Source organism: Pseudomonas sp. B19125, from assembly GCF_044218855.1.
GTDB lineage: Bacteria > Pseudomonadota > Gammaproteobacteria > Pseudomonadales > Pseudomonadaceae > Aquipseudomonas > Aquipseudomonas edaphica.
Window position 1 is genome coordinate 5,668,722 of the sequence record NZ_CP162589.1, and the last position, 19,567, is coordinate 5,688,288.

Here is a 19,567-nt window from a genome sequence, read left to right on the forward strand (position 1 = left end):
GAGCTGGCTTGCCTGCGATAGCATCACCTCGGTGCAACTGATACACCGAGGCGCCTGCATCGCGGGCAAGCCCGGCTCCCACATAATCAAATTGCCCACACAACCGGGTTCGCAACAGGGCTGACAGCGCTGGTTGACCCAAGGCATCTGTGATGAAATGCGACCCCAACCAATTTCGCGCCGCACCGCCATCACTTGCCGTGAAACCTCGTCTGATTCGCCAACTGTTCCTGCCGCCGTTGATCATCGCCCTGATGATCGGCTTGGGTTACATCGGCTTCTGGGTCAGTGAGTACTATGGTATCCGCACCCTCAGCGACAACGGCGAACGCCAGTTGGAGCTGCATGCCCGTACCGTCGAAAGCGAACTGAGCAAATACACCTACCTGCCCAGCCTGTTGGAGCTGGAATCCAGCGTCTCCAGGCTGCTGGCCGACCCGAGCCAGGAAACCCGGCAAACGGTCAACGATTACCTCGAAGGCCTGAACCGACGCAGTCGCAGCCGGGCCATCTACGTGATGGACACCACCGGCCGCGTGCTGGCCACCAGTAACTGGCGCGATGCCGACAGTTACCAGGGTGAAGACCTGTCCTTCCGTGCCTATTTCCAAAACGCCGTGCGCGGCCAGCCCGGCCGTTTCTATGGCATTGGCAGCACCAACGGCGAACCCGGTTACTACCTGGCGCACGGCCTCGAAGAGCACGGCAAGATCATCGGCGTGGCCGTGGTCAAAGTGCGCCTTGAAGCACTCGAAGAACGCTGGCAGCGCGCGCGTCTCGAAGCCTTTGTGAGCGATGAGAACGGCATCATCATCCTCTCCAGCGACCCGGCCCGGCGTCTCAAGGCCGTGCGCCCGCTGAGCGATGACACCAAGGAACGCCTGGCCCACAGCCTGCAATATTACTGGGCGACATTGAACGAGCTGGAGCCGTTGGCCCGCGAGCGTCTCAACGAAGGCACCGAGAAACTCACCTTTCCGGCCAACAGCGAAGTGGTCAACGACGAGCGCGAAGTCAGCTACCTGGCCCAGACCCGCCCGCTCAGCGACACGCCCTGGAACTTCACCCTGCTGACTCCACTTAACGACCTGCGTCGCGCCGCGATCAATCAGGGCATTCTGGTGGCGGTCGCATTTGGCCTGGTCGCGTTCCTGCTGATTGCCTGGAACGAGCGGCGCAAAGTCATCGCCACCCGCCTCGCTGCGCGCGAAGCCTTGCAGGAAGCCAACAGCCAGCTGGAACGAAGGATTGCCGAACGCACCGCCGACCTGCGCGCCAGTAACGAACGGCTCAAGGGCCAGATCCGCGAACGCCGCCAGGCCGAAGAAACCCTGCGCCGCGCCCAGGATGAACTGGTGCAGGCCGGCAAGCTGGCGGCCATCGGCCAGATGTCCACCAGCATTGCCCATGAACTCAACCAGCCGCTGGCGGCATTGCGCACGCTGTCGGGTAACACCGTGCGCTTCCTGGAGCGTGGCGCCCTCGACACCGCCAGCGCCAACCTCAAGACCATCAACGAGTTGATCGACCGCATGGGCCGCATCACCGCCAGCCTGCGCTCGTTTGCCCGGCGCGGCGATGATCAGGGCGAGGCCAACCTGGGCAAAGCCGTGGACGCCGCCTTCCAGGTGCTGGGCGCGCGCCTGGACGGCTTGCCGTTGACCGTGCACCGTGACTTTGTCAGCGCGCAATTGCAGATCGACCAGACCCGCCTGGAACAGATCCTGGTCAACCTGATCGGCAACGCGCTCGATGCGATGCAAGCCCAACCAGCGCCCGAGCTATGGCTGGACGGCCACAGCAGCGAGGGCAAGTACCGCCTGCAAGTGCGCGACAATGGCCACGGCATCGACCCCGAAGCGCGCAAACATTTATTCGAACCGTTCTTCACAACCAAACCCGGCGAACAAGGCCTGGGCCTGGGCCTGACACTTTCGGCCAGCCTGGCGGCGGCCACCGGCGGCAACCTCGCCGTGGAACACCCGGCCAGTGGTGGTACTGCCTTCGTCTTGTGCCTGCCGTTGGTGGGCACCCAAAAAGCTGAGTCGACATGATGAGTACCGATCCTAAAGACCTCACCGTTCTGATCGTCGAAGACGACCCCCATGTGCTGCTCGGCTGCCAGCAAGCCCTGGCGCTGGAAGACATTCACAGCGTGGGTGTGGGCAGTGCCGAGGAAGCGCTCAAGCGCATCGGTGAGAACTTTGCCGGCATCGTCATCAGCGATATTCGCCTGCCAGGCATCGATGGCCTGGAGCTGCTCACCCGCCTCAAGGCCCTGGATAAAAGCCTGCCGGTGGTGCTGATCACCGGCCACGGGGATATTTCGATGGCAGTCGGTGCCATGCGTAACGGCGCCTACGACTTCATGGAAAAACCCTTCTCCCCCGAGCGCCTGGTCGATGTGGCGCGCCGTGCGCTTGAGCAACGTGGGCTGGCGCGGGAAGTCTGGTCGCTGCGCCGCCAACTGGCCGAGCGCGACTCGCTGGAAGGCCGCATCATCGGCCGCTCGCCCGCCATGCAAAACCTGCGCGAACTGATCGCCAACGTCGCTGATACCTCGGCCAACGTGCTGATCGAAGGCGAAACCGGCACCGGCAAGGAACTGGTTGCGCGTTGCCTGCACGATTTCAGCCGACGCCACGACCATCAGTTCGTTGCCCTGAACTGTGGCGGCCTGCCGGAGAACCTGTTCGAAAGCGAAATATTCGGCCACGAAGCCAACGCCTTTACCGGCGCGGGCAAGCGGCGCATCGGCAAAATCGAACACGCCCATGAGGGCACGCTGTTCCTCGACGAAGTGGAAAGCATGCCGATCAACCTGCAGATCAAACTGCTGCGTGTGTTGCAGGAACGCACCTTGGAACGCCTGGGCTCGAACCAGAGTGTGGCGGTGGATTGCCGAGTCATTGCCGCGACCAAATCCGACCTGGACGAACTGAGCCGCGCCAACCAATTCCGTAGCGACCTTTACTACCGCCTCAACGTCGTGACCCTGGAATTGCCACCGTTACGCGAGCGCCGCGAAGACATTCTGCAATTGTTCGAACACTTCCTGCAGCAGTCCTCCTTGCGTTTTGACCGCAGCGTGCCGGAGCTGGACAACCAGACCGTATCAACCCTGATGAGCCACGACTGGCCAGGCAACGTGCGTGAACTGCGCAACGTCGCCGAGCGCTTTGCGCTGGGCTTGCCAGCCTTCAAGAAAAGCGGCGCCAGCAGCAGCAACCACGGCCTGGCCTTTACCGAAGCGGTGGAAGCCTTCGAGCGCAACCTGCTTAACGACGCCCTGCAACGCAGCGGCGGCAACCTCACCCAGGCGAGCCTGGAACTCGGAATGGCCAAGACCACGCTGTTCGACAAGGTCAAGAAATACGGGTTGAGCCACTGATGGACTTACTCTTGAAAGCCGCCCTGGGCGCGGCGGTGGTGCTGATCCTGGCGGCGCTGGCCAAGACCAGAAATTACTACATCGCAGGGCTGGTGCCGCTGTTTCCGACTTTCGCGCTGATCGCGCATTACATCGTCGGCAAGGGCCGTTCGGTGGACGACTTGAAGACCACCATCCTGTTTGGGATGTGGTCGATCATTCCGTATTTTGTGTATTTGGCGACGCTGTATGTGATGGTTGACCGCATGCGCCTGGAGGCGTCACTCGCCGTGGCGGCAGTGGCATGGTTGATGGCGGCGACGGTGTTGGTGACAGTGTGGGTACGCGTCCACGCCTGACACACCGCGGTTAAACCTGTGGGAGCTGGCTTGCCTGCGATGGCGGTGTATCAGCCAACTTATCTGGCACAGACATACCGCTATCGCAGGCAAGCCAGCTCCCACATTGGGGTTCATGGTGAGCCTGATAGATCAGCGGATGATCTTCTCGACCTGAATCCCCAGCTTCTTCAGCCGATACCAAAAACTCCTCTCGGAAATCCCGATCTTCGCCGCCGCCGCAGCCTGCACGCCGTTGCTCTCGTTCAACGCCGCCATGATGTAGGTTTTCTCGACCTCAGCCAGCGCCGCATCCAGGTCGGCAGGCACGCCCGGTGTGTCACCGAGCAGCGCCGTAACGCCGTCCTCGGCAGGTTTGGACGCAAACAGATAAGCCGGCAAGTCAATGTCTTCAATCACCGGCGAAGCCGCCACGATGGTCGCCCGCTCCACGCAGTTCTGCAGCTCACGAATATTGCCCGGCCAGTGGTAAGCCGCCATCGCCTGCAATGCCTCGGGGCTGAAGCCGGTGATGCGTTTGCCCGCGGTAGCGCTCAGGGTCTGGGCGAAGTGCCGGGCCAGGGGCACGATGTCTTCGGCGCGCTCGCGCAAGGCCGGCAACGGGATCGGGAATACATTGAGGCGGTAATACAGGTCTTCGCGAAATTCTTTATTGGCCACCGCATCCAGCAGGTTCTTGTTCGTGGCGGCGATCACGCGCACATCCACCTTGCGCTCGCGCGAGTCGCCCACCGGCTCGATCACCCGCTCCTGCAAGGCCCGCAGGATCTTGGCCTGCAACGCCAACGGCATGTCGCCCACTTCATCCAGAAACAAAGTGCCTTGGTCAGCCTGCATAAAGCGCCCTACCCGATCGGCCACGGCACCGGTAAAGGCGCCTTTGCGATGGCCAAACATCTCGCTTTCCAGCAAGCCTTCGGGGATGGCCGCGCAGTTGACCGCCACGAACGGCTTGTCGGCGCGGCTGCCATGTTTGTGAATCGCGCGGGCGACCATTTCCTTGCCGGTACCGCTTTCGCCAGTCAGCAGGATGGTGGCGTTGCTGTCGCGTACCGAATCGACCGCGTGCAGCACCTGGCGAAACGCCGGGCTGTCGCCCACCAGGCTGTCGAACTGCGCATGGTGATCCAGCTCGGCGCGCAGGCGTGCGTTGTCGCGCATGATGTCGCGAAACTGCAGGGCCTTGGCCACGGTGATGTCCAGCTCGTCGATATCGAACGGCTTGGCAATGTAGTCATAGGCGCCATTACGCATCGACTGCACGGCGTTTTTTACCGTGCTGTAGGCGGTCATCACGATCACCGGCAACTCCGGAAAGCGCACTTTTATCTCCGCCAACAGCGCCGGCCCGTCCATGCCTGGCATGCGCCAGTCGCTGATCACCAGGTCGATGTCTTCCTGCTCCAGCACCTTGAGCGCGTGCAGGCCATTGCCGGCGGTAAATACCTGGATGCCGTTCTGGCTCAAGGCCGATGACAACAAGTCGCAGAGCTTGGGCTCGTCGTCGACTACCAATACGTTATGCGTCATGAACTTCCTCATCGTCACCGTCGTCTTCGCCATGGGCCGGAATGTACAGGCTGAAGGTGGCGCCGGCATCTTTCTCACTGGCACATTCGATGCTGCCGTCATGACTTTCCATGATCGAATAGACTTTAGCCAGCCCCAGGCCCGTGCCCGAGGCCTTGGTGGTGACGAATGGCGTGAAGATCCGCTCGATCATATCGGCCGGAATGCCTTGGCCGGTGTCAGCAATGCTGATCACCGTATTGCCGTCCACACTGCGAATGCCCAAGGTCAGGCGCCCGCCTTCGGGCATCGCATCAATGGCATTGAGGATCAGGTTCAGGCATGCCTGCTTGAGTTGCTTGGCATCGGCATAAATCGTCGCGCCGGGCGCCTGGTCATCGATGTGCGCATCGATGTTATGGGTGGCCAGCTCCGGGCTGCAAAAGCCGAGGATCTCTTCCACCACCGGGCGCGCCGCCTGCAACACACGCAGGGGCGGGTTGGGTTTGGCGAAATCCAGAAACTCGGTGATCAGGTCGTTGATGCGGCTGACTTCGCTGATAACGTATTCGAGGTGGCGCTTGTCGGTGTCCGGCAGGTCGACGCGACGATGCAGCAGTTGGGTGGCGGTCTTGATGATGCCCAGCGGGTTGCGAATCTCGTGTGCCAGGCCCATGGCGACTTCGCCCAAAGCATGCAGCCGGTCGCGGCGGCGCAGCTGGGCCTCGAGGTGGTGCAACTCGCCCAGGCGTTCGGTCATGTGGTTGAAGGTGCTGCTCAGTTGCGCCAGCTCATCGCCGCCGCTGACCAGCACGCGATGCTCGTAATTGCCCGAGATCACTGCGTCCACGCCCTGGGATAAATCGCGCAACGGTTTGGTCAGGCGGCGTGACACCAAGACACCGGCGCCCAGCGACAACGCCGAACTCAGCAAGAAGATCAGCACGAACAGGTTGCTCTGGTTCACCAGCCCCACCAGGCTGGTATGGCGCAACAGGCCGCTGAAAATCACGCCTTGCAGTTCGCCGCCATCATTGAAGATCGGCCAGTACAAACCGCTGTAGTTATTGGTGAACTGCTCGCTCGGTTGCTTGGTGGCGCGCATCGCCGTTTCAACATTCGTGGGAATGCGTGACGGATGATTCTCAAAGCGCTGGGTCGAGAATATCTCGGAAAACCCCGTAGGGTTGGCCAGGTACAGGCGCAGGTCGAGGGAATGCACATCGGCCACGCTGGTGAGGAAGCTGCTGTCCAGGTACGTGGCCACCAACAGCACGTAGTCGACGCCCTCTTGGGTGGTTTCGAACGTTGAGACCACCAGGCCCGTCGTCACGCCGGCCACCTGGATGGTTTGCAACACTGCGTTGCTGGTCAGGTTGATCTGCTTGACGACATCGTCAGGGGCCGTGCTGAACACAATCTTGTGGTCACTGACACGAATCAGCGAGACCACGTCGATATCGGTGGCCTCGGCAATATCGGCGGTGAGCCGGTCATGCTTGGCGGCTTGTTTGTTCAACGGCGGAGCCGTGTAGCGCAGGAACAGCTTGGCCATGCGCGCGTTGTCATGCAGGATGTCGCCGATTTCGTCCTTGACGATCTTGGTCGACTCTTGCAGCCAGATGCGCACGTTGCTGTCAAAAATCTGCGACAACGTGGTCGCCGCCAGTTCGGCCGCGATCATGGTCGGGATAACGCTGACCAGCCAGAACGCCAGCACCAGCTTGCGCTGGACGCTCCAACGCGAAATGGCAAAGGGGCGGGCTTTTGGGCGGGTCTTGGTGATCATCAGGTTTCGCTTATCGCAGCAGCCATGGCAGGGTCGGAACGGTCCGGTCTTATGTACATTTTCACGAGTTTGAGCAGGCCGTTGACCAGCCGGTTACGGTGACGGAAGAACATGCTGTTGCCCTGGAACTCGCACCCCAGGCGCAGCTTACTGGCATAGCCCTCCTGACCGCACTCGTACACCGGGATCTTGTGTGCAATACAGTAGTCGACATTGGTCAACCAGTAGCGAAAGTACAAACTGTACGCACGGCTGAACTCACGGTCATGCCCGAAAAACTTGTCGATCAGCCGATGCTGGTCCAACAGCACCAGGTTGAACGCCACCAGACGCTCATCCACCCAGTAAAGAGCACAGACCGCACGCCCTTGCAGCTGTTCAAGAATGCCGGTGAAATAACGCGCCGGCAGGCGTTCGAACTGCAAATCGGCGCGGCTGAGCGTGTCTTCGTACAGGCGCATCACCTCGGGCAACACATCATCAATAGTGTGCCGCCACTCGACCCGTGGGCCTGGCGCGCGCAACTTGCGGCGCAAGTCTTTGCGGGTCGCCTTGCACAGCGAGCCCAGGTAGGCGTCCACCGAGCCGTAAGGCACCGTCAACCACCCCCTGGGTAAGCTTGGCATACTCTGAAAGCCTGCCTGGCGGCAATTTTCTGCCCAGTCCAGGTCACTGGTCGGCACGTCTTTGACCGCCACCAGGCCAATCCCGAAGGTAGTGGCATCCTCGCGTGCCGCCTCCAGCAAATGCTTGATCAACAGTCGGCGCTGCCCCTGGGGCACGTGACTGGCGATGCCCGCATCGCAACGCTCGGCCACCGGCGAGCCAATGGCATACAACTGCAAGCGCAAAACACCCGGCCACAGTCGCTCCAGGCGCTCGGTAAAGCGCTTGCCGGCGCCCGACACCGTGGTGTCGAGGCGATAATAAGTGATGAACGCGGCGGCAACGGCCACCAGCGTTTCATCGTCGTAGACGGCCAGGTAACGCCACTTGAAATCATCGATCGCGGCGTTTTCCACGGCAACGTAAAAATCCCAATCCTCCAGGGCTGCGGGAAAGCAGTCATTCCAGGCGCAACGCGGGATGGCCCGGATAGTCGAGAAGGCTTGGGCGGTGATCACGTCTAGTCCTTAGGCTGAGGCCCGCTGTCGATAATCCACGGGCGCCTGCACAGCCGGGGCGGCGTGTTGCTCGACAAACTCTGCGCTCAACTCGATCACTCGGCGGTATTGCAGGTCGACGGTGATCATGTGGTAGCAGTTATCCAGCAGGATCTTGGTCACCGGGCCGCCCAGGTGGCGCTCGACATAATCGGCGTTCCAGCGGCTGGTGATGTCGTCCTCGATGGAGTGCAGCACCAGCGCCGGCACCTTGACCTCGGGCATGCGCTTTTTGACCACCGCGTTCATGCGGTGCAACTCGCGCACCGTGATGCCTTCCATGGTCAGTAAACCGGCCTCACTGCTTTCGCCTTCCTTCATCTGACGCTCGACGATCGCCCGCAGGCGCTCGTTCTTGATGCCGTAAGGCGGCTTCTCTTCGAAGCGACAGATGTGCACGCCGAACGGGATCTTCATCAGCAACGGCGTCAAAAACGCCAGCTTGTTAATGCTCCAGCCGTCGTACTTCAAGGTGGTCGAATACATCAGCAGCCCGGCCACTTGCCCAGGGTGCTCGGCGGCCACGTACATCGACATCACCGCGCCCATGGACAAGCCACCGACAAACACCTGCTCATGGCGCTGCTTGACCTGCGCAAAGGTCTTGCGCACGCCTTCGTACCAGTCCAGCCAGCCGGTGGCCTGCAGGTCGCTGTTATCGCCGCAGTGCCCAGCGAGTGTGGGCACATACACCGTGCAGTTACCCGCCTTGGCCAGGCCTTTGGCGACCTGGCGCAATTCCGTCGGGGTGCCGGTCAGGCCGTGGATCAACAGGATCCCGACCGGACCTTCACCGAGAACGAAGCCGGCATCACCTTCACCGAGGTCGATCCCGATGTTGTTCACCGCTTGGTCGCCCGCACCAGCAGTTGCTCGAGGAGTTTCAGGCCCAGGTCGATTTCCGGGTAGCTGATTTCCAGGGACGGTGCCAGGGTGATCACGTTTTTGTAGTAGCCGCCCACGTCGAGGATCAGGCCGAGTTTCTGGCCATCGACGATCATGTCGCCCTTCATGCCTTCTTCGACCATGTAGTCCAGGGTCGCCTTATCCGGCGTGAAGCCATCCGGGCCGCAGATTTCGCAGCGCAGGGCCAGGCCCAGGCCATCGACGTCGCCGATGATCGGGAAACGTTTCTGCAGGTCTTGCAGGCCTTCCAGGAAGTATTTGCCCTTGGCCATGACCATTGCGCCGTAGTCGACTTCGCTGGTCATCTTGAACATTTCCAGGCCTACCGCCGTACCCAGTGGGTTGGAGGCGAAGGTGGAGTGGGTCGAACCTGGCGGGAAGACCTTCGGGTTGATCAGTTCTTCACGCGCCCAGATGCCGCCCAGCGGGTTGAGGCCGTTGGTCAGCGCCTTACCGAAGACGATCACATCCGGCTGTACGTCGAAGTGTTCGATCGACCACAGTTTGCCGGTACGGTAGAAGCCCATCTGGATTTCGTCGGACACCATCAGGATGCCGTGCTGATCCAGCACTTGCTTCAATTCGCGGTAGAAGTTCATCGGCGGGATCACGTAGCCGCCGGTGCCCTGGATCGGCTCGACGTAGAACGCTGCGTATTCGCACTGGTTGGTTTTCGGGTCCCAGACGCCGTTGTATTCGGTCTCGAACAGCCGCGCGAATTGCTGCACGCAGTGGCTGCCGTATTCTTCTTTGGTCATGCCCTTAGGGCCGCGGAAGTGGTACGGGAACGGGATGAAGTTGGCGCGCTCGCCAAAATGGCCGTAGCGGCGACGGTAGCGGAAGCTCGAGGTGATCGACGAAGCGCCGAGGGTACGACCGTGGTAGCCGCCTTCGAAGGCGAACATCAGGCTCTTGCCGTTGGAGGCGTTACGCACCACTTTCAGCGAGTCTTCGATCGACTGCGAACCGCCGACGTTGAAGTGCACGCGACCGTCGAGGCCGAATTTGTTCTTGGCATCGACCGCGATCATTTCCGACAGCTCGATCTTGCCTTTGTGCAGGTACTGGCTGGCGATTTGCGGCAGGGTGTCGATCTGCTGTTTCAGCGCGTTATTCAAGCGCGGGTTGGCGTAGCCGAAGTTAACGGCCGAGTACCACATTTGCAGGTCGAGGTAGGCCTGGTCTTCGGTGTCCCACACGTAGGAGCCTTCGCAACGGCTGAAAATACGCGGCGGCTCGATGTAGTGAACGGTGTCGCCGTAGGAGCAGTATTTGGCTTCTTTATCCAGAAGAATCTGGTCTTCGGCGGTAGCGATACGAATATCAGACATGGTGGAAGAGTTCCTGATTTTCAACAGAGAGGTCGGCGGCAAAGGTGCCGGAGTTAGCGGCGATGCCTTGTGGCAAAGCGGTCAGCAGTGCGGGCAATTCGGCAAAGGTGTCGAAGCGCGCATGCGGAATGTTGTTGGCTTCGCAGTACTTGGCGAGGCTGCCTTTGGCGAAGACGAAGTCGGCGGTTGAAGCCACGCACATGTCGGACTTGCCGTCGCCGATCACCAGCACGCGCTTGTTGCGCGGCGTGGATTTGCACTTGCAGTTGCCGGAGGCGGCGCGGCAGGCATCGCTGGAATACGGGAAGTCGATGCGCCAGCTGTTCTGGTCGACCTGGCGCAGGCGGTTGGCGAGGATCGGCAGCAAAGTCACGTAGTTGCGCGACAGAATGCGCGCGATGCCTTGCTCGATGCCGTCGCTGACCACTTCGATGGTCGCGCCCAGGCCCATGACGTGATCGACAAAGTCCGGGAAGTCCGGGTCGATTTCAACGCTGTCGAAATACGCCAGCAGTTCAGCCGGGGTGGCCTTGATCAGCGCCAGTTGACGGCTCAGGCATTCGCGGGAACCGATATGCCCATCCAGCCATTCCTGTTCGATGGTTTCCCACTCAGGGCCGGCGAAGCGCTGGAGGACGTTGTCGATGACGTCGGTGGGGGTGATGGTCCCGTCGAAGTCGCACACGATATGCCACTGGATCATTGCGTTTACCTGGAAGAGGAGCGCTCTGTGCGCTTGTGCCAGGGGTATTGCAGAGACTGTGCCAACTGGCCAAAGCCCAGCGGGTCTGGGTTTTTGGTCGATAAACAGGGTGATTTGTGTCGCAGGAGCTACAATTTTTGTAGCTTGCTACAAACAAGATGAGTGCTTGCCTCAGGGACGCTCTTCGCGCGTGAATGCGCGCAGGTTCAGATAAGGAAACGCTCCATGTTCAAGGTTACTTCTGCTGTATTCGCCGGTTTGCTGGGGCTGTGGAGCTTTTCCAGCTCGGTATTGGCCGAAGGTATTACCGGCGAAGTCGGCGCGGGCGTCAGCTATGAGCCCCATGACCCGACAGGCAGCCGCTACGAAACCCGGCCGATTCCTTATTTCGATCTGGATTGGGGCAATGTGAGCCTGGGCACCGACGACGGCCTGACCTGGAGCGCACTCAATACCAACGGTTTCAGCGCCGGCCCGTATATCAATTACCTGCCGGGCCGCACGGCCAACGGTTCACTGCGTGGCTTGCGGGATGTGCCGGACATGGCCGAAGTCGGGGGGTTCGTCCAGTACTCACCGGCCGAGTTCTGGCGCGTATACGCCCAGGTTGGCCAAGCCGTCGGCGGCTCGCGTGACCAAAGTGGCGTGCTCGGCAAACTGGGCGGCGAGTTGGGCTACCCGCTGGGCGGCGGTATTATCGGCAGCACTGGCTTGATGGCGCATTTTGCTGATGCGCGCCAGACCCAGGCGTTTTTTGGCGTTGATGATAAAGAGTCCGTTGCGTCCGGCATCCGCACCTATAACGCCAGCGCAGGCTTTCAGAACCTGACGCTGACCGAGAGCTTCGAATTCCCACTGGACAGCCACTGGTCACTGTTGACCAGCGCCAGTTGGACTCGCCTGGTGGGGTCGGCGGCGAACAGCACCATCGTCAAAGAGACCGGCAAGGTAAACCAGGGCCAGGTCCAGACGGCGATCAGCTACAAGTTCGACTGACGCATCCTGTGACGCTCTGCGTCATAACTTCAAGGGCAGGACGCGGAGCGTCCGGGGCGGCGTTCCCACGCAGAGCAAGGGAACGATCATCAGGCCTTGGCTTCCTGGATGATCTGACGAATAGCCCCGACAAAGGCTTCAGCCGGCTGCCCACCGCTGACCGCGTACTGGTCGTTGAACACGATGGTGGGTACTGAAGTCACACCGCGTGTAATCCACAATTCTTCCTGCTCACGGACTTCAGCAGCGTACTCGTCAGACGCCAGAATTTCAGCCGCGCGCTTGATATCCAACCCAACACTTTCGGCGATGATCGCCAGCGTCGCGTGGTCGGACGGGTCTTGCCCATCACTGAAATACGCCTTGAACAGCGCTTCCTTGAGGTTGTACTGCAACCCTTCAAGCCCCGCCCAATGCAGCAGCCGGTGCGCATCGAAGGTGTTGTAGATACGGCTGTGCCCGTCCGTGCGAAAGGCAAAGCCCAGCGCCGCGCCCATGTCGCGGATACGCTCACGGTTGGCCTGGGATTGCTCGGCGGTGGAGCCGTACTTTTCGGTGATGTGCTCGACGATGTTCTGCCCTTCGGCCGGCATCTTCGGGTTCAGCTCAAACGGCTGGAAATGAATCTCGGCCTGCACCTCGCTACCCAGTTGGTCGAGGGCTTCGGTCAGGCCGCGCAGGCCGATGACGCACCAGGGGCAAGACACGTCGCTGACGAAATCGATTTTCAGGGGAGTACTCATAGTAGGCAACCTCGCTGGCATTAATGTGCGCCATAAAGGTTGCACCATACACCAACTTCACAGCACCTTCGAAGGCTCGCCCAGATCAATCTGCGCCCAATGCGCGGCATCTTCGCGATGGGCTTTCAGATACGGCAGCACAGCCGTCAGCAGCGGTGCCTTGAAGGCTTCCTGGAAGCGGTGGGCCATGCCCGGTATGAGCTTCAGCTGGCTGCCCTGGATATGCGCGGCCAGGTGTACGCCGTGCATCACCGGCAACAACGGGTCGGCGGTGCCGTGCACCACCAGGGTCGGCACGCGCAATTGGTTAAGCAAAGGCACGCGGCTCGGCTCAGCCAAAATCGCCATGATCTGACGCTTCACGCCGTCCGGGTTGAAGGCGCGGTCGTAGGACAGCGCGGCCTGGTGCAGCAGCGCCTGGCGATCATCTTTCACGTTGGGGCTGCCCAGGGCTGCGAGTAAATCGGCTTGTTGCTCCAGCGCCACTTCACGGTTCGGCGCGCTGCGCCGCGACAGCAACTGCACCAACGCCGCATTGGGCGCCGGCAGGCCTTCGGCGCCGGAACTGGTCATCACCAGCGTCAGGCTTTCGACCCGCTGTGGCGCCATGGCTGCCAGGTGCTGGGCGATCATGCCGCCCATACTCGCGCCCAGCACGTGGAATTGCTGAATCTGCAGCGCGTCCATCAAGCCCAATGCATCGTCGGCCATGTCGGTCAGCGTGTACGGCGCCGCCACCGGTAAACCGAGCTTGTAGCGCAGCACTTCGAACGTCAGGTTGGCGCTGGCGGGAGCCTGGCGCCAGGTGGACAAACCAACGTCACGGTTGTCGTAGCGGATCACGCGAAAACCCTGTTCACACAAGGCCACCACCACTTCATCCGGCCAGTGGATCAACTGCCCGCCCAGGCCCATGACCAACAGCAACGCCGGGTCCGACGCTCGGCCGATGCTCTGATAGGCGATGCTGACTTTTTCCAGGTCGACCGTTTGGGTCGGGACATTGACATCACATCGAGAAGCCGCAAAAGACGGCAGGCCGAACACTAGAGCGGCCAATAAAAACAACACGCGCATGAAAAACACCGAAACGCAGAACCCCAGTAGAGCGCGAGTCTGATGAAGTTTGTACAAGCGCGCTGCCACAGTTGCGTGACAGTTTGATGAAGTGCGCCCAACGGTCATGGTCGACATGACTGGAAACATGAGACAAACTCACGATATATCCAATCATCACAAATTATCTTCATGGAGCGCCCGTGCTCGAAATCCGCCACCTCAAGACCCTGCACGCATTGCGCGAAGCCGACAGCCTGGTCGAAGCCGCCGAACGCCTGCACCTGACACAATCGGCGCTGTCCCACCAGTTCAAAGAACTGGAAGAGCGCCTGGGCATGCCGCTGTTCGTGCGCAAAACCAAACCGTTGCGCTTTACCAGCGCCGGCTTGCGCCTGCTGCAACTGGCCGATGCCACCCTGCCCTTGTTGCGCGGCGCCGAGCGTGACATTGCGCGTTTGGCCGGTGGCACCGCCGGGCGCTTGCACATGGCGATCGAATGCCACAGCTGCTTCCAGTGGCTGATGCCGACCATCGACCAGTTCCGCGATGCCTGGCCGGAAGTCGAACTGGACCTGGCCTCAGGCTTTGCCTTCGCGCCGCTGCCGGCCCTGGCCCGTGGCGACCTGGACCTGGTGGTGACCTCCGACCCGCTGGAACTGCCGGGCATCACCTATGTACCCTTGTTTACCTACGAAGCCATGTTGGCCGTGGCCAACCAGCATGCGCTGGCGAACAAGTCGTACATCGTGCCGCAAGACTTGCTCAGCGAAACCCTGATCACCTACCCGGTTGAGCGCGACCGCCTGGACATTTTCACGCGCTTCCTGGAACCGGCCGACGTGGAGCCGGCCCAGGTGCGCACCTCGGAGCTGACGGTGATGATGATGCAATTGGTCGCCAGCGGCCGTGGCGTGTGCGGCATGCCCCATTGGGCGCTGCATGAATACAGCGCGCGTGGGTATGTGAAGGCCAAGCGTTTGGGCGAAAAAGGCTTGTTCGCGACGTTGTATGCAGGGATCCGTGCGGACATGCTGGATGCGCCGTATATGCGCGACTTCTTGCTGACGGCGAAAGACACGTCGTTTTCGACCTTGGATGGAGTCAGCGCCGTGCGTTAATCACGCACAAAGGTGAACACAATGAGGACTCTAATGTGGGAGCTGGCTTGTCGAATCGTCGCACCGCTGCGATGCAGACACCTCGGTGTGTCAGGTACACAGAGTTGATGCTATCGCAGCGGTGCGACGATTCGACAAGCCAGCTCCCACACAGAACTATGGTTCCCCTATGGAATTTCAGTCGCCTTTGAGTTCACGCCACATGTGGACCTTGTCGAAGTACTCGATCCCCACCCGCACCGCCAACGGCTCCAGGCCGTATTGAATAAAACCGCAGCGCTGGTACAGAGCGAAGGCTGCGTCGTTGCCGGCGGTGACGGTCAGTTGGATCAGTTTGACGCCGGGCTGGCGTCGCGCGGCATCGAGCGCCGCCTCCAGCAACTCACGGCCCAGGCCCTTGCGCTGATAAGACTCGGTCACGAACATGCCGAACAGCGTGACTTTGTGCCGGGCCTTTTCCCGGGGTTCGAAGGCCAGGCCGACAATCCCGGCCAAGGTGTCAGCCGCGAACGCGCCGAGTACCCGGTCCAACGGATTGTCCAGGCGCTTTTCCCACCAACTCATAGGCATCCGCGCGCGCTCGGCGACGCTGGAGGTAAACGCTTGGGGATAGGCGCCGTAGGCCTCAAGCATCAGCGCTCGATATGCCTCGGCGTCGTGGGCACCCAGTGGGCGAATCAGCATGCGGTGAGCGACTTTCGGTAAAACGGCAGGATCAAATCCCGCGTTAAAGGCGCCAGGTGCAAGCCGCCGTCACCGGCCGGGTCGATCCAGCGCACTTCTTCAATCTCGGCAGCGGGCGTCACCGGCACATCAATGTGCACCTGGAACAACTCGGCGTGCACCGTAAAACCCGGTTCGTTGGCGGCAGGCGCCGAGAAGTGGCCCAAGTACACGGCATCACTCGGTTTGATACACAGGTTCAGTTCTTCGTACAGCTCACGGGCCAGCGCCTCGGCGGGTTGCTCACCGGCGTCGATCTTGCCGCCGGGCTGCATGAACGCCTGGGTGCCACGTTTGCGTACCAGCAGGGTTTGACCGTCGCTGCCGATCAGCAGGGCGGCGGCAATTCGAATAGTGGAAATGCTCATGAAAGAATCGGTGTCTCTTCAGGTTGTTTGATAAATACGCTGTATTTCGCGCCTTCCATCGCCTCGAACGCAATCAGCTTGTCCACCAGCGGCAGATTCAACACCTTGCCGGCGTTAAGCAACAGCATGCCGTTATCGGCATTGAGGTTGCGGGCCAGCACCATGCCGGCTTCCAGCTCTCGGGTGGAGAGGACCTTGACGCTGGGGTCGCCCAAGGTCACATCGCTGAGGAAGGCCGCGCAGGCCTGCACGAAGTCTTCCACCAGCTCCGGATCGTAAAGGCGACCGGCGTACTTGCGGATATACAGCAACGCTTCGTCGCTGTTCAGATGCCGTTCAAGGATCAAGCCTTTTTGCAGTTCGATGAAGTCCACTGCCAGTTTAAGCAGGCGCGAGCCGGGCGGGATCGCATCGCCCTTGAGGTGATCGGGAAACCCTGTACCGTCCCAACGCTCCTGGTGGTGGCGAATGATCCGCGCCGCATCCTTCATCGGTTCCAGGGTCATCAGCAGCGATTCGCTCTGGGTCGGGTACTCGCGATACAGGCCACGGTCGGTGCTGTGCAGCTTGTCCGACGGCGCAACCATCATGCTGTCGCTCCAGCTCAGCTTGCCAATGTTGTACAGCGCAGCGGCCATGGTCAGGTCGCGGGTGCTGGCTTCGTCGATGGACTGGGCCGCGCAGTAGACCCGGATCAGTTCGATCAAGGCGCGGTTGGTCTGTTTGTCCTTGGGCAAGCGCAGGTTGGCCAACAGCGAAAACACTTCGGTACCGGTCACGTAGCTGCGCTTGAGCTCGTCGTAGGCCAGATCGAGCATGTCGGCGGTCTGTTGCAGCTCGCTGGTACGGGCTGCCACGCGCTTTTCCAGGTTGGCGTTCAACACCTTGAGCTGATCATTCTGCTCATGGGCCAGGCGCTCCAGGCGCTGATGCTCCAGGGCCTGGCGCAACACCAGCGGCAGTTCTTCGTCATTCCAGGGTTTGCTGATGTAACGGTGAATCTGCCCTTCGTTGATCGCCTTGATGATCGTCGCAAGGTCAGCATAGCCGGTCAACAGGATGCGGCTGGTGGCCGGGTACAGCCGGTGGACTTCAGCCAGCAACTGCGCGCCGTCCATGCCGGGCATGCGCGCGTCGCTCATCACCAGGTCGATGGGCTGGGCCGCCATGATCTCCAGGGCCTGGGCGCCGCTGCCGGCGAGTACGACATTGAAGGGTTGGCCGCGCAACAGGCGGCGCAGGCTGTTGAGGATCGATTCTTCATCATCAACCAGCAGAATCGTGGGTGGGGTCGCAAGCTGTTCATCCATGGTTACTGCGCCTTAAAAATAAACGTAATAGAGCTAAATTGAACCCTGGTATCCCGCCGCGTTTCTGCGCTTGATGCACGCAGCCACGCAGCTGATTTGACGCCAACTTGCCGTCGATTTCAAGGGAACTCAACTATGCTGTCTCAACCGGTACGTACTCCTCCCGGATGTCAAACCAAGGAAGGAAGTGTTATGCCATCAACCCTGTTGCCAATGCAGAGTGCGCCATGAAGCCGGATTCAGGGCGGGCCAACCGACGCATTCTGATCGTGGATGACACCGCCTCTATCCACGAAGATTTCCGCAAGATTCTGTGCGCCAATCCCAACGATGCCCCCTCACTGGACAGCCTGGAAGAAGCCCTGTTCGGCACCGCGGCGCCGGTGCGCCAGGCGTTTTTGCTGGATTCGGCCTATCAGGGCCAGGAGGCCCTTGCCCTGGTGAACAAAGCCCTGGCGGACGGTGCGCCCTACGCCATGGTGTTTATCGACATGCGCATGCCGCCCGGCTGGGATGGCCTGCACACCATCGAACAGTTGTGGAACGTCGACCCCAACCTGCAGATTGCCCTGTGCACCGCCTACTCCGATTACTCCTTTGAGGCCATCGAAGCGCGATTGAAGTACAACGACCAGCTACTGATCCTGAAAAAACCCTTTGACCACCTGGAAATCCGCCAGATGGCCAGCGCCCTGACCTGGAAATGGCAGCTCGCCCAAGACGTCGCCCTCAAGGTACTGGGCCTGGAGCGCACCATTGAAGAACGCGTGCAGGAACTGCTCAAAGTGTCGCACCTGCTGCAATACGACGCGCTCACGCAGTTGCCCAACAGCACGTTGCTGGGTGACCGCCTGACCCAGGCCATCGCCTTGGGCCGACGGCATGACACACAACTGGCGGTGATATTTATCGGGCTCGACCGCTTCAAGCGCATCAACAATGCCTTGGGGTATCCGGCGGGCGACGAGGTGCTCCAGCAGGTCAGCCAGAGCCTGGTGGCGACGGTGCGAGACTCGGATTCAGTGTTTCGCTACGGGACCGACGAGTTTGTGATTCTGCTCAACGATATCCAGCACCCGCAACAAACCCAGCATATTGCGCAAAAGTTGCTCACGGCCGTGCGCACAACCCGCCACGTCGCCGGGCACGACCTGAGCGTCACCGCCAGCCTAGGCATCAGTATTTACCCCAATGACAGCAGCACGGCGGTGGAACTGATCAAACATGCCGAAACCGCCATGCACACCAGCAAGGAGCGCGGCCCGGGTGATTTCAGCTTTTATACCGAGACCATGAACCTGCGCGCGCAACATCAGCAAGGCCTGGAAAGCGCGATCCGCCAGGCCCTGGAGCGTGACGAGTTCGTGCTGCACTACCAACCGAAACTGGAATTGAAAACCGGCAAAATCGTCGGTGCCGAAGCCTTGATACGTTGGTTTGCGCCGCGCGCCGGATGGGTCAGTCCGTCTGAGTTCATTCCGGTGGCCGAAGACAGTGGGCTGATAGTGCCCTTGACCCAGTGGGTACTGCGCCGGGCCTGCGAGCAAGGGCAAGCCTGGCGCGCCATGGGCTTGAGCCCGTTGTGCATCTCGGTGAACGTCTCGGCCATCGACTTTCGCCAGCGGGACTTTACCGACAACCTGGCCGAGATACTCACACAGACCGGCCTGCCGCCTGCCCAATTGGAGTTGGAAATCACCGAAAGCGTGTTGATGCAGAATGTCGACGACACCGTCGCCACCTTGAACACCATCAAGGCCATGGGCGTGCGTCTGGCCCTGGATGACTTCGGCACCGGTTATTCCAGCCTCAGCTACCTGCGGCGCTTTTCCATCGACGTGCTGAAAATCGACCAATCTTTCGTACGCGGCATGAGCGTAAATAGCCAGGACGCGCAACTGATCAGCGCTATCATCGGCATGGGCAAAAGTCTGAACATGAGCATCATTGCCGAAGGCGTTGAGACGATCGAACAACTGAACTTCCTGCAAGCTCAGCGGTGCGAAGAAGGCCAGGGTTTTCTATTCAGCAAAGCCGTGCCCCCAAAGGATTTTGCGCAGTTGATGCAAGCCGGTCACCCTGCCCTGATGCCCGATCAATAGCCGATTGCAAGGAGTGCT

Annotated in this window: 17 protein-coding genes; 6 read left to right on the plus strand and 11 right to left on the minus strand. The window is 60.6% G+C overall.

Annotation, left to right across the window (positions count from 1 at the left end):
- The first annotated feature begins 152 nt into the window (after nt 1–152).
- Genes AB4P96_RS25990 through AB4P96_RS26000 form a run of 3 tightly spaced genes read left to right on the plus strand, consistent with a single transcriptional unit; the run spans nt 153 to nt 3,729 of the window.
- Complete coding sequence (locus tag AB4P96_RS25990; RefSeq protein ID WP_169985332.1) at nt 153–2,054, plus strand: sensor histidine kinase; 1,902 nt, start codon at nt 153–155, stop codon at nt 2,052–2,054.
- A 56-nt stretch (nt 2,055–2,110) separates the two neighbouring features.
- Nucleotides 2,111–3,391 (plus strand): sigma-54 dependent transcriptional regulator, encoded by a 1,281-nt coding sequence (locus tag AB4P96_RS25995; RefSeq protein ID WP_232626379.1) that lies wholly within the window; start codon nt 2,111–2,113, stop codon nt 3,389–3,391.
- Complete coding sequence (locus AB4P96_RS26000) at nt 3,391–3,729, plus strand: GlpM family protein (RefSeq protein WP_017137026.1); 339 nt, start codon at nt 3,391–3,393, stop codon at nt 3,727–3,729. The genes AB4P96_RS25995 and AB4P96_RS26000 overlap by 1 nt, the downstream gene beginning before the upstream one ends.
- A gap of 132 nt (nt 3,730–3,861) precedes the next feature.
- On the opposite strand, the gene AB4P96_RS26005 is transcribed toward AB4P96_RS26000, so the two are convergent.
- From AB4P96_RS26005 to AB4P96_RS26030, 6 genes are read right to left on the minus strand one after another with little or no spacing between them, the layout of a single operon-like run.
- Complete coding sequence (locus AB4P96_RS26005) at nt 3,862–5,259, minus strand: sigma-54 dependent transcriptional regulator (protein WP_017137025.1); 1,398 nt, start codon at nt 5,257–5,259, stop codon at nt 3,862–3,864.
- Nucleotides 5,249–7,027 carry a HAMP domain-containing sensor histidine kinase gene (locus tag AB4P96_RS26010; RefSeq protein ID WP_017137024.1) on the minus strand — a complete coding sequence of 593 codons (1,779 nt, stop codon included), beginning with the start codon at nt 7,025–7,027 and terminating at the stop codon, nt 5,249–5,251. Before AB4P96_RS26010 ends, AB4P96_RS26005 begins: the two co-directional genes overlap by 11 nt.
- Entirely contained in the window at nt 7,027–8,151 is a 1,125-nt protein-coding gene (locus tag AB4P96_RS26015) for a GNAT family N-acetyltransferase (RefSeq protein ID WP_017137023.1), read from the minus strand. The genes AB4P96_RS26010 and AB4P96_RS26015 overlap by 1 nt, the downstream gene beginning before the upstream one ends.
- Nucleotides 8,152–8,160: 9 nt before the next feature.
- A complete protein-coding gene (locus AB4P96_RS26020; RefSeq protein ID WP_236447473.1) occupies nt 8,161–9,036 on the minus strand; it encodes an alpha/beta fold hydrolase in 876 nt (291 codons plus the stop codon).
- Complete coding sequence (locus AB4P96_RS26025; RefSeq protein ID WP_017137021.1) at nt 9,033–10,427, minus strand: aspartate aminotransferase family protein; 1,395 nt, start codon at nt 10,425–10,427, stop codon at nt 9,033–9,035. Before AB4P96_RS26025 ends, AB4P96_RS26020 begins: the two co-directional genes overlap by 4 nt.
- The gene (locus tag AB4P96_RS26030; protein WP_017137020.1) at nt 10,420–11,130 is read right to left on the minus strand and encodes an MtnX-like HAD-IB family phosphatase; all 711 of its coding nucleotides are present in this window, start codon (nt 11,128–11,130) and stop codon (nt 10,420–10,422) included. The genes AB4P96_RS26025 and AB4P96_RS26030 overlap by 8 nt, the downstream gene beginning before the upstream one ends.
- 225 nt (nt 11,131–11,355) lie before the next feature.
- Between AB4P96_RS26030 and AB4P96_RS26035 the strand changes: the two genes are divergently transcribed.
- Nucleotides 11,356–12,126, plus strand: coding sequence for a MipA/OmpV family protein (locus AB4P96_RS26035; RefSeq protein ID WP_236460176.1), 771 nt, complete (start codon nt 11,356–11,358; stop codon nt 12,124–12,126).
- 89 nt (nt 12,127–12,215) lie between these two features.
- Here AB4P96_RS26035 and AB4P96_RS26040 read toward each other — a convergent pair whose 3' ends face one another.
- Both AB4P96_RS26040 and AB4P96_RS26045 read right to left on the minus strand, forming a co-directional pair.
- Entirely contained in the window at nt 12,216–12,869 is a 654-nt protein-coding gene (locus tag AB4P96_RS26040) for a DsbA family oxidoreductase (RefSeq protein ID WP_170036373.1), read from the minus strand.
- A 57-nt stretch (nt 12,870–12,926) separates the two neighbouring features.
- Entirely contained in the window at nt 12,927–13,946 is a 1,020-nt protein-coding gene (locus AB4P96_RS26045) for an alpha/beta fold hydrolase (protein ID WP_099548510.1), read from the minus strand.
- 182 nt (nt 13,947–14,128) lie between these two features.
- Between AB4P96_RS26045 and metR the strand changes: the two genes are divergently transcribed.
- Nucleotides 14,129–15,046 carry a transcriptional regulator MetR gene (metR, locus tag AB4P96_RS26050; protein WP_017137016.1) on the plus strand — a complete coding sequence of 306 codons (918 nt, stop codon included), beginning with the start codon at nt 14,129–14,131 and terminating at the stop codon, nt 15,044–15,046.
- Between the two features lie 177 nt (nt 15,047–15,223).
- On the opposite strand, the gene AB4P96_RS26055 is transcribed toward metR, so the two are convergent.
- Genes AB4P96_RS26055 through AB4P96_RS26065 form a run of 3 tightly spaced genes read right to left on the minus strand, consistent with a single transcriptional unit; the run spans nt 15,224 to nt 17,447 of the window.
- Complete coding sequence (locus AB4P96_RS26055) at nt 15,224–15,730, minus strand: GNAT family N-acetyltransferase (RefSeq protein WP_395600267.1); 507 nt, start codon at nt 15,728–15,730, stop codon at nt 15,224–15,226.
- The gene (locus AB4P96_RS26060; protein WP_017135907.1) at nt 15,724–16,137 is read right to left on the minus strand and encodes an NUDIX domain-containing protein; all 414 of its coding nucleotides are present in this window, start codon (nt 16,135–16,137) and stop codon (nt 15,724–15,726) included. Before AB4P96_RS26060 ends, AB4P96_RS26055 begins: the two co-directional genes overlap by 7 nt.
- Nucleotides 16,134–17,447, minus strand: coding sequence for an HD domain-containing phosphohydrolase (locus tag AB4P96_RS26065; RefSeq protein WP_017135906.1), 1,314 nt, complete (start codon nt 17,445–17,447; stop codon nt 16,134–16,136). The genes AB4P96_RS26060 and AB4P96_RS26065 overlap by 4 nt, the downstream gene beginning before the upstream one ends.
- A gap of 227 nt (nt 17,448–17,674) precedes the next feature.
- On the opposite strand from AB4P96_RS26065, the gene AB4P96_RS26070 reads away from it, so the two are divergent.
- A complete protein-coding gene (locus AB4P96_RS26070) occupies nt 17,675–19,549 on the plus strand; it encodes a putative bifunctional diguanylate cyclase/phosphodiesterase (RefSeq protein WP_395600268.1) in 1,875 nt (624 codons plus the stop codon).
- Nucleotides 19,550–19,567 lie beyond the last annotated feature (18 nt).